Source organism: Neobacillus sp. BF23-41 (assembly GCF_041106275.1).
This window is the reverse complement of record NZ_JBGBPR010000007.1, coordinates 176,204-190,084: the sequence shown is the minus strand read 5'-3', so window position 1 is coordinate 190,084 and position 13,881 is coordinate 176,204. Positions and strand designations below refer to the sequence as shown.

At 37.6% G+C, this 13,881-nt stretch carries 14 protein-coding genes; 12 read left to right on the top strand and 2 right to left on the bottom strand.

Features of this window, described 5'->3' with window-relative positions; translation table 11 throughout:
- Window positions 1-425 precede the first annotated feature (425 nt).
- The 10 genes from trxA (at window position 426) to AB7942_RS13535 (ending at window position 10,395) form a co-directional block, all read left to right on the top strand.
- Complete coding sequence (trxA, locus tag AB7942_RS13580) at window positions 426-740, top strand: thioredoxin (protein ID WP_335719755.1); 315 nt, start codon at window positions 426-428, stop codon at window positions 738-740.
- A gap of 238 nt (window positions 741-978) precedes the next feature.
- Window positions 979-1,497 carry a DJ-1/PfpI family protein gene (locus AB7942_RS13575; RefSeq protein WP_335719756.1) on the top strand — a complete coding sequence of 173 codons (519 nt, stop codon included), beginning with the start codon at window positions 979-981 and terminating at the stop codon, window positions 1,495-1,497.
- 121 nt (window positions 1,498-1,618) lie between these two features.
- Window positions 1,619-2,131, top strand: a complete 513-nt coding sequence (locus tag AB7942_RS13570; RefSeq protein WP_369447246.1) for a type 1 glutamine amidotransferase domain-containing protein — start codon at window positions 1,619-1,621, stop codon at window positions 2,129-2,131.
- A 99-nt stretch (window positions 2,132-2,230) separates the two neighbouring features.
- Complete coding sequence (locus AB7942_RS13565) at window positions 2,231-2,947, top strand: SDR family oxidoreductase (protein ID WP_335719758.1); 717 nt, start codon at window positions 2,231-2,233, stop codon at window positions 2,945-2,947.
- A 152-nt stretch (window positions 2,948-3,099) separates the two neighbouring features.
- Window positions 3,100-3,999, top strand: a complete 900-nt coding sequence (locus AB7942_RS13560) for an aldo/keto reductase (RefSeq protein WP_369447245.1) — start codon at window positions 3,100-3,102, stop codon at window positions 3,997-3,999.
- A 2,120-nt stretch (window positions 4,000-6,119) separates the two neighbouring features.
- A complete protein-coding gene (locus tag AB7942_RS13555; protein WP_369447244.1) occupies window positions 6,120-7,304 on the top strand; it encodes an acyl-CoA dehydrogenase family protein in 1,185 nt (394 codons plus the stop codon).
- Window positions 7,291-8,163, top strand: a complete 873-nt coding sequence (locus AB7942_RS13550) for a transporter substrate-binding domain-containing protein (RefSeq protein WP_369447243.1) — start codon at window positions 7,291-7,293, stop codon at window positions 8,161-8,163. The genes AB7942_RS13555 and AB7942_RS13550 overlap by 14 nt, the downstream gene beginning before the upstream one ends.
- Window positions 8,164-8,184: 21 nt before the next feature.
- On the top strand, window positions 8,185-8,892 hold the full coding sequence (locus tag AB7942_RS13545; protein ID WP_369447242.1) for an amino acid ABC transporter permease: 708 nt from the start codon (window positions 8,185-8,187) through the stop codon (window positions 8,890-8,892).
- An 11-nt stretch (window positions 8,893-8,903) separates the two neighbouring features.
- A complete protein-coding gene (locus AB7942_RS13540) occupies window positions 8,904-9,617 on the top strand; it encodes an amino acid ABC transporter permease (protein ID WP_369447241.1) in 714 nt (237 codons plus the stop codon).
- A gap of 22 nt (window positions 9,618-9,639) precedes the next feature.
- Entirely contained in the window at window positions 9,640-10,395 is a 756-nt protein-coding gene (locus tag AB7942_RS13535) for an amino acid ABC transporter ATP-binding protein (RefSeq protein ID WP_098935000.1), read from the top strand.
- 1,209 nt (window positions 10,396-11,604) lie between these two features.
- Here AB7942_RS13535 and AB7942_RS13530 read toward each other — a convergent pair.
- Window positions 11,605-12,339: an SH3 domain-containing protein gene (locus AB7942_RS13530; RefSeq protein WP_369447240.1), complete on the bottom strand. Its 735-nt coding sequence runs from the start codon at window positions 12,337-12,339 to the stop codon at window positions 11,605-11,607.
- Window positions 12,340-12,344: 5 nt separating this feature from the next.
- Complete coding sequence (locus AB7942_RS13525) at window positions 12,345-13,265, bottom strand: hypothetical protein (RefSeq protein ID WP_369447239.1); 921 nt, start codon at window positions 13,263-13,265, stop codon at window positions 12,345-12,347.
- Between the two features lie 166 nt (window positions 13,266-13,431).
- On the opposite strand from AB7942_RS13525, the gene AB7942_RS13520 reads away from it, so the two are divergent.
- Together AB7942_RS13520 and sda are read left to right on the top strand one after the other, a co-directional pair.
- Window positions 13,432-13,605, top strand: a complete 174-nt coding sequence (locus tag AB7942_RS13520) for an alpha-L-rhamnosidase-related protein (RefSeq protein ID WP_369447238.1) — start codon at window positions 13,432-13,434, stop codon at window positions 13,603-13,605.
- A gap of 99 nt (window positions 13,606-13,704) precedes the next feature.
- Complete coding sequence (gene sda / locus AB7942_RS13515; RefSeq protein ID WP_369447237.1) at window positions 13,705-13,845, top strand: sporulation histidine kinase inhibitor Sda; 141 nt, start codon at window positions 13,705-13,707, stop codon at window positions 13,843-13,845.
- Window positions 13,846-13,881: the final 36 nt, after the last annotated feature.

Below are 13,881 nucleotides of genomic sequence, written 5' to 3'. Positions count from 1 at the left end.
AGGCATTAGCAAAGTCAAATACTTTCATATATTATCATAAACAAAATAAACAAAAATCTGCTTCAGGCGAAAAACGCAAAATGCGATGAGAACTTTTCATCGGTGTATACCCACTATAGTGGAATTTGAGAATATCGAGTTAATTTTTCTTGACTTCATAAACTGTAAATATTAAAATTACAGTAATTCCTTTTGAACAGGAAGCAATCAATTTGAAAAGAGGCTTTTAAAATAGTTTAGTTTGTTAGGGACATTTACCAGACCATTGCTTCGTAATGTCTATACTGTAAACTATTTTATTACAGTACGTTTTATAAAAAACAAACTGTAACTTTTTTTATTACATTAAAGATAATTTTGTATTTTTTGTAAACATTAAAAAATACTTTTATTAAAATTATAAGAATGAATTGGAGGATATAATAATGGCTATCTCACACGTAACAGATCAAACATTTAGCACTGAAATTAAAGAGGGATTAGTTTTAGTGGATTTTTGGGCACCATGGTGTGGTCCTTGTAAAATGATTGCACCTGTATTGGAGGAAATCGATGGTGAAATGGGTGACAAAGTTAGAATTATAAAGCTTAATGTAGATGAAAACGCAGGAACAGTAGGAAAATTTGGAGTCATGAGCATTCCAACGTTGATTCTTTTCAAAGACGGAGTGGCTGTAGATAATGTTATCGGGTTCTATCCAAAAGAAGCTTTGACAGAAATAATTTCAAAGCATATGTAATACAGACTTTTTAGAAAGAGGATGAATCTATATCTGAGCATACAAAAAAGTATTTGATATACCATTCTCATTACTAGACCTTTCACCGATTGCACGTTGAAAGTTCTCCAGCTGATGCTTTTCGCAATACACTAGAACTTGCACAGCTCGCTGAAATTGTTAACAGCCACAGGTAAAAATACGAATATATGAAAAAGTGTTATCAACAAATCTTTTTCTTTTTGAGGAGGAAAAAATAATGAGTAAAAAAGCACTCTTAATTATACCGCCAGAACGTTTTAATGAAGATGAGTTATTCAAACCAAAAGAAGAGCTTGAAAATGCAGGAGTCGAAGTAACCATTGCTAGCACCGTGGCAGGTGAAATTACTGGTGACTATGATGGGAAAGCAACTGCTTCGGTTATCTTTTCAGACGTATCGCCCACAGAATTTGAAGTTGTTTCGGTAATTGGAGGATCTGGTACAAATGATCATCTATGGGGAAATCAAGAATTACAAGGCTTTTTGAAGCAAGCTTACAATGAGAAAGTTCTTGTAACAGGAATTTGTGCAGGGGCTGTTACAGTTGCTAAAACTGGTTTGCTTTCTGGAAGAGAAGCAACTTGCTATCCACTAGATGTTCAAAAGAACGAATTGAAAGCTGTTGACGTTAAATATGTTGAACAACACGTTGTTGCCCATGATGATATTATTACTGGCGATGGTCCACAAGGTGCGAAAGAATTTGGAAAAGCCCTTGTTAAAGCATTACGTTAGTTCTACATTTTGGTTGGATAGAGTGTGGTTCGGAAGTAAATTTCGAACCCACCGCTTCCATTAAATATAAGCATTTTTTGTGAGAATAATAAGTTTTTGCGATTTAAGGAGGGTTTTTAGTTTGGGCAAAAAAATTGCTACACTTATCACCAATTTATTTGAGGATGTTGAATTTACAGAACCTGCAGAAGCATTCAAAGAAGCTGGTCATCAAGTGATTACAATTAATAAACATGCAGGAAATGAAGTAACTGGTAAAAAAGGTGCAACCGTAAATATTGATAAAGCCATAGATGAAGTTAATCCAGCAGACTTTGATGCTTTGCTTATTCCAGGTGGTTTCTCCCCTGATTTACTACGTGAAGATGACCGCTTTGGACAATTCGCAAAAGAATTTATCCAAGAAGGCAAACCTGTTTTTGCCATTTGCCATGGACCACAAGTATTGATCGATACAGACCTATTAAAAGGCGTCGACATAACTGGTTTCAAATCTATTCGTAATGATTTAAAAAATGCAGGGGCTAACTACAAAGATGAAGAAGTTGTGGTAAGCAATAATATTGTGACTAGCCGTTTTCCAGATGATATCCCGGCATTCAATCGTGAAGCGTTAAAACTATTAGCAAAATAAAATAATGAAGCGTTGGTTTATATTATTTTCACTAAAAGTAGAATGTAATATTGTTTTCAGATACAACCTAAAAAGAATTTTTTAAGGAGGGTTCATACAATGTCATTAAAAGGAAAACGTGTGGTCGTAATAGGAGGTACTTCTGGTATCGGATTATCCGCAGCAAAGGCATTTCTTGATGAATCTGCTCAAGTCATTATTGCAAGTCGTTCTGATGCAAAACTTTCGGAGGCAAAGAATGTACTTGGTGGTAATGTGGAAGCATACAATGTTGATTTTCGCAGTGAAGAAAAACTAGCTGACTTTTTTAAAATGGTAGGGAATTTTGATCACCTTGTCGTTACGGCAGGTGAAGGTGCAATGGGTCATTTTAGTGACTTACCTGTTGCGGATGTTAGAGAAGCGTTTGATAGTAAGTTTTGGGGGCAATACTTAACCGTTCGTGCTGCTATTCCGTACTTGAATGATACCAGTTCTATCACATTGACCTCTGGTGTTTATGGAATCCGTCCACCACAGGGGGCAACTACACTTGCTTCGATCAATTCAGCGCTCGATGGATTGGTTAGGGGGCTTTCAGTAGACCTGGCCCCTATACGGGTAAATGTTGTTTCACCTGGTATCGTAGACACCCCACTCTACGGAGGGATGCCTGACGAGCAAAGACAAAATTTATACAGCAAAATTGCACAGCAGCTACCTGTTAATCGCGTGGCACAGCCTGAAGACATTGCTGAGGCCTACGTGTACTTAGTGAAAAATGGTTTTACAACTGGTACTGTTCTTCTTATTGATGGCGGGGCTCACTTGGTGTAAGTGAGCATTATAATGTTATTTTTGTGGCTATACTACAACAATGTATAGCCACATTTATTTTTTAATTAATAATCCAATTTTTCAATAAATGGTAATGATTGAAGAATTGCAGTTCAAAAAAAACAAGGTGAGATATGAAAGGAATGATGAAAATGAGTTTACGTGACCATGAAAAAATATTGAGAATTAAGCATTCACTTGAAAAACGTGTAGTAACTTTACCTGATGGAACCTTTCTTCCAAGCATTGGTCAAGGAACATGGTACATGGGTGAAAATCCTCAATCCAAAAACAAAGAAATCAAAGCTTTGCAACTTGGAATAGAACTAGGCATGAAGCTAATCGATACGGCTGAAATGTACGGAAATGGCGATTCCGAACGTTTAGTTGGTGAGGTAATCAAGGGGCGTAGAGATAAAGTTTTTTTAGTATCGAAAGTATATCCTCATCATTCCGGGTTAGATTTGATTGAAAGCGCATGTGAAAATAGTCTAAAACGACTAGGAACAGATCATCTTGATTTGTATCTTTTACACTGGAGAGGTCGTGTTCCTTTGGCAGAAACGATTGAAGGAATGGAGAGACTGAGCAAGGATGGTAAAATTGTAAGATGGGGAGTTTCTAATTTTGATACGGATGATATGATAGAGTTGTGGGATACCGCTAACGGAAAAAAATGTATGACAAATCAAGTGTTATATCATCTAGGTTCTAGAGGAATTGATTATGATCTCCTACCATGGCATCATGAACATAACATACCAATTATGGCCTATAGTCCCCTGGCCCAGGGAGGGAGCTTAAGAAGACAATTACTAAGCGATCCAACCATCATTGAGATTGCAGAAAAATACAATGTGCAGCCATTACAAATTGCTCTTGCGTGGACCATTCGTTCGAACAACGTAATTGCTATCCCAAAAGCTGTTAAGGAAGAACATGTTTTAGCCAATGCTCAAGCTGCTACTATTCAATTTACCATAGAAGATCTGAACAGACTTGACGAGGTATTTCCAAAACCAACAAGAAAAATACCTTTGGATATTATATAAAATGAATGGGGACCAAAGGATCTGTACTCTTTGCCTAGGAGAACCTGTCAATGTCCCTTCTCAAACTCTGATTTGTCAACAGAGTCCTAAAGTACATTTCTTCACATGCTTTCCCTTTTGGCTCCTCCAATTATATCCAATTCCACGAAGTATTTTAATATAAACTGATTTCTTTGTTTCCTCTTTCATTTATTCTCTTAAATGCGAGATAATTACATCAGCAATATCGGTGATGATAGGCAAAAGTTTTAATTGCTATTTATACCGAAGGATAGTATAAACAGTAATTAAGGTTAGGTTAATAATGGAAGCACCCATACTATAACCAAAAAGAACAACTGGTTTGTTGTACTATTGATAATACTTGTTAATTAGGTCGTGTAATGTTCTGAATTTGGAGCAACGTTAGGCTGACTGTTTCCGCCAAAAATTTTATCAATGTATTTGCTTTGGATTACTTCCTGGACTAACATCAATATATTTTGTAGGATCATTAGGATATTTGGATCCTGATCAGTGTAAGCAAAGAACGGATTGTTTAGATCTCCATCTAGTAGACTTTCTCCAGGAAAAACAATTCAAGAAAATCCTGTTCCGAGCTATCTGGAAGTGAGGTTACGATTTTCATCCAGAAGATTGCGCTTGTTTGCACAGAATGTTTTGTTCTGTTGCCAACAAAGGAGCAATTTATTTAACATTTAACAAAAAAATGAGGAACCAAGCCATAGTCAATATTTATGGAATAAGTTTCCAAGAGTTTATTGGCCTAATAAAAACACACAATCTAAATCCAAACAAACTTAGAAAGGTCGATCAATTTATTGTTTATGAGCATGGGGTTGAATACTGAAGTTGTTTATGTTGGGAGTAGAGTCTGGTATCGTTGCAAACGTTATTCTAATTGAAGAAATTTAGAGCATAAACAGGATTGCAAGAAGGGGAGATTTCATACAAAATTGTTGGTGAATATAGAGAACAAGCAAGACAAGTAGAGGTAGAGCTTATCCATAAGTACAAGAAAATAGGACAAGTTAAATTCAACAAACATGTTCAGTAAGCTTGACTATTATGGAAGTTGAAATTAATCGTATACTGTGGGTTTTAACAAAAATTCAATTAACTGTAGATATAATTGAACTGGTGGTCTGATGTTAGAGAGTCTTGACTCAAAATCGTGTTCCTCAGAAGTGTCGGGTCACCCCGACCCACCCAGTAAAAAACATTGGTTAAACAATGATTAATGCTGATATCAGTAAATAAATTAGCTTTTGTGTTTCAAGCTTCTAATACTAAAGAAAAAATAATTATTCTAAAAAAACTGCAAACCATATTAAAGAGGTTTGCAGTTATTGTCGGAAACTATATAAGATTGAAATGGAAGGTGCAGTTTTTTATATTTAATTTTAGTTTATCGGTCACTTAATGGTCACATTTTGGTCACGAACTCAAAATAACAACCGATAACTAGGAATAACAAAATTATATGAAATTACCCGAAATCCCTTTAAAATTAAGGATTCCAGATAACTGATGATAATTACAAATAACTAGAAAAAACACCATTCCTCTAACTTCAAAACTGCTTGAGACCGCCGTGTGTGGTCTGGTGGGTTCGACTCCCACGCAGTCCCGCCAACATTAAAATTTTGAATTAATCAACCAAATTCCCACCTATACAGTTTTTTGTTCATTTTAAACGACACTGTGTGTTACCGAGAAGCTAAAACTGTTGTGTGTTCAAAGCCTTCAAATAATTATATTTGGAGTTTTTTTGTATGAGTAGAAGTGTAAGAAAACAGGGAAGAGTTGTAATAACGAGAACGGTCACTGAAAGCATTGCAATATGTGAGATGTTTGAGCGGTTTATTTAAAATCTCTTTACGGTACAGATCTTCTTAATGATTCATATGAATCTGGAGTATGTAAATTAGTTAATGGAAATACAAATTTGAATTCCTAGTTGACACATTGGATTAATGTGATTATTATAATGTAATAGATACATAATATTCCAAAAATGTATTTATACTTATGAGCTTAGCTTATCAGTCAACTGAAGGCTGCTTCCATTCTAAATGGGAGCAGTCTTTTTTATTAAGTGTTAGGAGGGAGCAAAGAGCATGGAGGACTTATTTGTAAAAAATAGCAAACAGCGTAAGTGGCTTGAACGGCTGTACCCATTCGAAGCGGACTTTAAAGCAAAAGCTTCGCAAATAGACAAGGAGGGCAGCTTCCCTAGAGAGAATATCCAGGCGTTAAGAAAAATCGGTTATACCAAATTGACCTTACCAGAGGAATTTGGCGGGGCAGGATTTTCTCTATATGATGCCATTCTCTTACAAGAAAAACTGGGAAGCTATGATGGCAGCACCGCGTTATCGATTGGATGGACATTAATGACCGTTGGAGAATTATTTGAAAATCGGTATTGGAATCCAGAAAAGTTAGCCTTTTTTGCTGAAGAAGTGAACGATGGGGCCATCATTAACCGAGCAGTAAGCGAAATGGCTACAGGCAGTCCCATTCGCGGGGGCCGGCCCGAAACAAGTGCTAAGCGTGTAGCTGGAAAATGGGTGATTAATGGGCGGAAGAGCTATACAACCTGCTCACCGGAACTGGATTATTTTTTAACTTCTGCTTGGATCGAAGAAAAAGGAACGGTAGGATTTTTGCTGATTCCAAAAGAAGCGGAAGGACTAACCATCGAGGAAAATTGGAATGTGATCGCGATGCGTGGTACCGGCAGCCATGATCTAGTATTAGAAAACGTGGTAGTGGATGAGTCGGACTTAGTCGAAATTCCTAGTTATCATACGGGGTTTAAACTGAATGGCTGGGGTCTGCTGATTCCTGCCACCTATTTAGGGATCGCGCAGGCGGCCAGGGACTATGCACTCGAATTTGCCAATACCCATTCGCCCAATAGTATTAAGGGTCCAATCGCTCAGCTGCCGAACGTGCAGGCGTTATTAGGCGAGATGGACTTGGAATTATACAAAGCAAGATTTGCCCTATATGGTACGGCAGAGGCTTACATCGATGAGGATCGTCAACGGGATATCACAAATGAAGCACTTGTAGCCAAACATATTGTGACCAACTCCGCGATTACCGTGGTCGACAAAGCTATGCGATTAGTCGGAGCAAAAAGCTTACAGCTGACCAATCCACTGCAGCGTTATTACCGAGATGTCCGGGCAGGCCTGCATAATCCGCCAATGGATGATCTAACCATTTTAAAATTAGCTCAAACAGCTATTCAACAATATGAATCTAAGGGAGGAAAAGACAATGAAAATGAATAAGTTTTTTAAAATTGCCGTTACAGGAATCGCTTTAGTAACCCTCATCGCAGGCTGCGGCTCAACGGCAACAACTGGGGCAAAATCGGATGCGGGAGCTGCTAAGGAAGAAGTCAGAAAAGTAAAAGTAGCGTTTGATCAAGGTGGTAAACCAATCGGATACCTAGATGAAAAGGGCAACCCAACGGGATATGAAATTGAAGTCATGAAATTAGTGGATAAGGCATTGCCAGAATATGAATTCGAATATGTGCCAACATCCAGTGAAGACTTATTGGTAGGGGTGCAGCAAGGCAAATATCAAGTAGGGGTAAAAAATGCCTGGTTCACAGAGGAAAGAACAAAGAGTTATATTTTTCCGAAAGAATTCCTCGGACTCAGCGGCGTTGGTATTTTGTTAAAAAAGAAAAACGAAAATATAAAAGACTTATCAGACTTTGCTAAAGCTAAGCTTTCGTTAGCACCTATTGCGGCAAGTAATGCTCAATATACCATTGTGGATGAATATAACCAAGCCAATCCAGACAATAAAGTTAAACTGGAAGCCGGAGATGCATTCTCAGTGGATGTCGTTCAATGGGTAAATGAAGGACGTGTAGATGGAGGCATTTATTTGGGAGCAACGTATGAAAAGCAAGTCCTTGCAAAGGATGGCCCTTACCATAATTTAGCAAATGACCTTGTTTATAATGAGTTTGCAGTTGTCAAAACGTGGCCATTATTCAACAAAAAAGAACAAGAATTTGCAGATGCCTATGATCAAGCCATCAAGAAAATAAAAGAGGAAAAGAAGACAAACAAACTGATGGTTAAGTTCTATAATACTGATTTATTTAAACTTTTGGATACTGTAAAAAGGTAACCATCTAAAAAGAGGTGGAATATGCAAACGTATTTTGATAGTACCTACATTTGGGGAGCATTGCCACAACTTCTTTCGTTTTTACACGTGACCTTTATGGTTGCAGGTCTATCGGTTTTGTTCGGTACGATTCTAGGATTTATCTTAGCCGTAATGAAACTCGGAACGAGTACGGCTGCCAGAAAAATCGCCAATGGGTATACCACCATTTTAAGGTGTACCCCCTCTATTGTTCTTTTATTTTTAGTGTATTACGGGCTTCCGGCAATAGCCAGTAACTTTGGTACAGAACTGAATCATCTTCACACTTCGATTTATGTTGTGATTACCTTTTCGCTGCAATTTGGGGCCTTCATGTCTGAGGTGATGAGAACGGCCTATGAAGCGATCGACCGGGGACAATATGAGGCAGCGGTTAGTGTTGGGCTTAGTCCTGGCCAGGCATTTCGGAGAATTGTGTTGCCGCAAGCATTTGTTGTCGCATTGCCCAATTTCGGTAACAGCCTCCTTGAATTAATGAAAGAAGGATCATTAGCGTATACCATTGGTTTGGTTGATATTATGGGGAAAGCAAGCCTTATTATTTCAAATAACTATAATTCTCATTCGTTAGAAATTTATCTTGCCTTATCTCTTATATACTGGGTTTTATCCATTTTGATTGAACAGTTCTTTTCAATGCTAGAAAAGATTTTTAGTAAAGGTAAACTGGTTATAAAAACGACATAGGGGGTGACAGCATGTCGGTCGGATTGGATGTTTCATTTTTAGTAAAAACCTTTTTTGTTGCATTATCTGGAGTGCCTATAGCCTTACTCATTACGATTGTCTCCTTACTCATTGCTCTGCCTACAGGATTTTTGCTCGCCTTATCGCGGATTAATCGAATTCCAGTGATAAGCCAGTTGGCACGAGTGTATGTTTCGTTTGTGAGAGGGACTCCTGTCATTGTTCAAATTTTTATTATTTTTACAAGTGTTCCTTTACTATTGGCTCCCATATTCGAGAAGTATCATGTTAAAGCGAGTATCTACGATATCAATCCGATTTGGTACGCATTTATTGTTTTCTCGTTGAATACAACGGCTATTCTAATTGAAGTATTTCGTTCTGCTATTAGCACGGTCAGTAAGGGGCAGCTGGAAGCAGCTTATTCCGTTGGGTTGAACAATGTGCAAGCGTTTAGAAGAATACTCATTCCACAAATATTAGTGGTGGCATTGCCCAATATTTGTACAGCAACGGTCAATCTTATTAAAGCTACCTCTTTGGGTTATGCTTTGTCATTGAGAGAGATTACGTTAAAAGCTCAAGTGGCAGCCAATGTTGGCTACAATTTTATTGAAGCGTACATCGATATCTTTCTTGTCTATCTCATTTTATGCAGCTTAGTGGAAACCTTATTTAAGATGTATGAAAAACGGTTAAGGAAGTATAAAGCAGCCGCTACCTAAGATCATGATTGGAGGCAAAGTCATGTTAGAGATTAAAAATATCCACAAGTCCTTTGGTAAGAATGAGATTTTAAAAGGAGTAGATTTACAGATTGATAGGGGTGATGTGGTTGTCATTCTTGGCCCGAGTGGCTCTGGTAAAACCACATTGCTTCGGTGCATTAACTTTCTTGAACGGGCCGATCAGGGGCAAGCCATTTTTGGTGATATTCATGTGAACCTTAAATCTGTAACCAAAAAACAAATACATCAAATCAGACAAAAGATTGCTTTTGTGTTTCAGAATTATAATCTGTTTACGAATAAAACAGTATTAGAGAATGTGACAGAAGGTCTTATCATTGGCAGAAAGGTTCCGAAAGCAGATGCCAATGAGCTGGGGCAACAGGCCTTGGCGAAGGTGGGATTGGCAGATAAATTGAATTCCTACCCTAGTGAACTGTCTGGCGGGCAGCAGCAGAGGGTTGGCATTGCAAGAGCGATTGCGTTAAATCCAGATATTATCTTATTTGATGAACCAACGTCAGCACTGGATCCAGAATTAGTCGGTGAAGTCTTAACCGTCATGAAAAATATTGCAAAAGAAGGAACAACCATGTTAGTGGTGACCCATGAAATGTCTTTTGCAAAGGATGTAGCGAACCGAGTCATCTTTATGGATGGCGGTGTGATCGTAGAAGAGAATTCTCCAAAGGAGATTTTCTCAAGACCAAAAGAGGAAAGAACGCAGCATTTCTTAAGACGGGTCATACCTGAGGACTTTATTTATAATATTTAATGAATGAGAAACCTCTAGAAATGGAGGTTTTTCTTCATTGCGGCCATCACAATGTCTTTTACCTAGTATCATTTTGTTTTTAGTGAAATTAAGATAGTAATGTAGTTTTATTAACTCTAAACGCTTTGTTATAATATCATCGATTAGTAGTTGTAAGACTATAAATCGCCTGAATACGGAAATAGTGGCAAAGCATTTAGTCAAATACTAGTAGAGAATGTAATTCAGTTACCAAGTACATGGGATTCAACAATTTCGCAAACAATCAATGCCCCTTTTTCTGATAAATTGATTATATGCAATTTTTCGGGTTGAAGCTAAAAAGGCTCGACTGCCTGAGGAGGCCACTGAAAAAGTACTTAGCTAGTTACAAACTTGTCCCATGCTTGGTGCCCAAATTTTTAAAATTAAAAATCACAAGAAAATACTTGACGTCTAGAATCCTTAATTTATCAATACTTGAGGATACATCAAGATACTAGAAATACAGGTGCCAGCAAACTTCAAAACTGCTTGAGACCTGCGCCATAATCAGGGCTGCTCTCCATATCAATCTTATGGTATCAATACTAATGATGCCTGTGACTAGGCAATCCCGGAAATAGATACAGCCCCATGTAAAATGCAGTTCGTATTGTTCCAATCCATTTCAATTGACCAAGAATTTTTTATTTATCTATATAAAATAAAGAAAACAGAAACAAGATAAAAACAAAATCCTATGAATAGTAAGGATAGGTTAAAGATGTCAGGAAATTCTTTGAAAACAGTGTTAAGTAAAAGGACTATCGATTGTGTGCTAACAGAAGTAAGAAGAAGAATTCCATGGACATTCCGATATGATTTTGTTCGAGAAATTTCTAAAAAAGTTTTTACACTTATCCCAATATAAATAATCCACAGGACAATATTAATAACAGCAATAGATACTTGTGCCTGTCACTACCCGCAATTTGTCGTATTTTCATCGACATCTTTCGGGTGGTGACAGGTAACTTCATTATCATTTTGAATAGTCTGAGAGAATATCGCTATATGAATTGACACCAATTAGGACATAGGGACCTTTAAATAAGGAGAGGGGACTATACCCATTGGAGTCCACTCTCCTTATTTAGGTTGTGCTATGAACTGGACAAAGGATCCTAAAATCACGGAATTTGTTGCATTCATTGCGACACTAAGATGGTAAATATCCCTCTCAATTTATTATTTTTCACTGACAATCAAGGCTGAAATCCAGCCTTCGATCCCGTTTGCGGTTTGAACTTTTAGCCACTTAATTCCTTTGGAATCTACTTGTTCTTCATTTAAAAACTGCATTATTTCTCCATTTGTAATAGTGTATAGACGGGGCGCGGTTAGTGTGGGAGCTTCACGAATATTTCCGCCTTCTTCATATTTCATATTTAAAATTAATTCTTTTTGATCAGGGGAAGCCTCGGATGCTTGTATGTGCACATGTTCTTGGTTTAACCATACCTCAGCTTTCTTCCATTTTTCTGTATACCACTCATTTGGATTGTTCATGATTGCTGCAGTAAGCAAAATCACAAAAGCTGTGGCAGAATAGAAGGTCCATCTTTTAATCCTGGTCTTATTCCTTTTCCGTTTCATGAAAAGCTGAATGATTTTGTTGAAAAAACTTTCGAACAAGGCAAACATTCCTTCAATGATATCAATCCAAACAGATATGCCCGCTTTTCCTGCTTCTCTCCGGCTCCTTTGCATCTTGCAAAGAAGTGCCATGATTGGGTAAGAAATGAGATAAAGCAATTTTTTCAACAAACGGCACAAAAAGTTTAAGATGGGAGGAACAATGTACAACAATATCAGCCTTGCGAGCTGCAGGAACACAAAGAGAGCTAAAAAAATACGCAACCATTCCGGAAGGACTGAAATAAGTGACCAGACCCAAAACAGCTGATTTAAAATGGATTCCACAATCGCTAATCTCCTTTATATAAATAGGATGAAAGTTCTCTCCTTGGACCAGCAATCTGTTTTTTTCTATTGATGTTTTCCAGATTGACCGGGAGATACGGGAATAGTTTTTTTAGCTTGGCCAATCTTTGTTCTGCCTCAAACTGGTCAATAGAGTGATCGTTGATCAAGTTTAAAAGTTGTTTGTTTACCTCAAATTTGAAGGCTTGATTTTGGCTAAACTCCGATTCCACTAACCGCTTTGCCATTTCATTCTTTTCTCCAAGCTTCCCTGCAGCGATAAAATCCCCTGCTTGAAGGGCTTCTTTAATCGTTGCCGAAATCCGGCGCGCCTCCTCCAAGTCCAGAGCCTCTTGATAGGCGGATAGTTCTGCGTTTCGGTCTAAATCGGCGATCTCCTCATCATGGCGCTGGTCCCGAATACCTTGCCGGATCAAAACACGAACATTTCGAACAACAATACCAGCATCTCTTAACACCTTGACCAATCGCGAGGTTTGAAAAAAATCTTCAATATGCCGGGCAAAACTCAGATCCTCTTCAATTAGAAAAAATCTTGCTTCCGACTCCACCCAGAAGGGCAGATTATTGTTAAAAATGTTGCCAATTTCTCCTGCATTTTGTTGAACTAACCGTTCAGGGTGTTCAACGGCAATATCGATAAATAAATTGACAGAAAACATTCTACCTCTTGTTGCCGAAGGGACTTCCTCCTTGTAGGTGATGGTTTGCTGCTGCATATTGACTGTATAAACCCTTTTATATTTGCCAATTCGGAATTCACTACGTGACAAACGCTCTCCATTTTTAACTGCATAGTATTCGTTGTGATTATTAACATAAACAAAGGCATAAGTCATAGACGACGCCGGCGGTTTTTCCAAAAAGCTAAATTTCACGTCTTTAACATCTTCAATAAATTGCATTAGGTTATTCCCTCCAGGTTAACTATTTTCATTGAGAGATCACTTCCGCTTGTCTACATTCTATGCAGACAAGCGGAAGAAAAGCCCCCAAATCTATGCAGAAATTGGGGATTGAGAGAGTTGAAGTAACATAATTTAAAAGGAATATATATATAAAACAGGGGCTTTGTGGACAGGTGATGCTCAAGTTTTCGCAGATACAGCTGAATATAATCGGAATGTGGCATTATTCTTCACTAAATGGCACCAAGATATAGGGGCAGAACAGACGGCTGAATTTAGAGTTCCTCATGTTATTCCCAATATTTTTGGGGCAACAGAAAGGTGTAGCAGCATGTAATTGAAGGTTAAGACACGAAATGGTTCAAGATATAGGTCATTTAGTGTCTGCCTTCTTATTTAAAATGTAAAAGCAAAGACTAAATGGAGTGAAATCAATATGGATAAACTCAGCACTGAAGAATTGCTTGAAGTATATAGAAATGCTATTAGGCTTAATGTAGGTAAAGACTTTTTTATTTTATTATCGGAAGAAATAAATAAGCGTTTTTTTATGGTACCATTTCGACATGCTAAATAGAATAAATAAAAATAATAAAGCCGCTAACAAGTTTCT

What these genes read in the sequence shown, in the direction of transcription:
- trxA (WP_335719755.1), top strand. Translation starts at nt 426, where the DNA reads ATGGCTATCTCACACGTAACAGATCAAACATTTAGCACTGAAATTAAA.
- AB7942_RS13575 (WP_335719756.1), top strand. Translation starts at nt 979, where the DNA reads ATGAGTAAAAAAGCACTCTTAATTATACCGCCAGAACGTTTTAATGAA.
- AB7942_RS13565 (WP_335719758.1), top strand. Translation starts at nt 2,231, where the DNA reads ATGTCATTAAAAGGAAAACGTGTGGTCGTAATAGGAGGTACTTCTGGT.
- AB7942_RS13560 (WP_369447245.1), top strand. Translation starts at nt 3,100, where the DNA reads ATGAGTTTACGTGACCATGAAAAAATATTGAGAATTAAGCATTCACTT.
- AB7942_RS13555 (WP_369447244.1), top strand. Translation starts at nt 6,120, where the DNA reads ATGGAGGACTTATTTGTAAAAAATAGCAAACAGCGTAAGTGGCTTGAA.
- AB7942_RS13550 (WP_369447243.1), top strand. Translation starts at nt 7,291, where the DNA reads ATGAAAATGAATAAGTTTTTTAAAATTGCCGTTACAGGAATCGCTTTA.
- AB7942_RS13545 (WP_369447242.1), top strand. Translation starts at nt 8,185, where the DNA reads ATGCAAACGTATTTTGATAGTACCTACATTTGGGGAGCATTGCCACAA.
- AB7942_RS13540 (WP_369447241.1), top strand. Translation starts at nt 8,904, where the DNA reads ATGTCGGTCGGATTGGATGTTTCATTTTTAGTAAAAACCTTTTTTGTT.
- AB7942_RS13535 (WP_098935000.1), top strand. Translation starts at nt 9,640, where the DNA reads ATGTTAGAGATTAAAAATATCCACAAGTCCTTTGGTAAGAATGAGATT.
- AB7942_RS13525 (WP_369447239.1), bottom strand. Translation starts at nt 13,265, where the DNA reads ATGCAATTTATTGAAGATGTTAAAGACGTGAAATTTAGCTTTTTGGAA.
- sda (WP_369447237.1), top strand. Translation starts at nt 13,705, where the DNA reads ATGGATAAACTCAGCACTGAAGAATTGCTTGAAGTATATAGAAATGCT.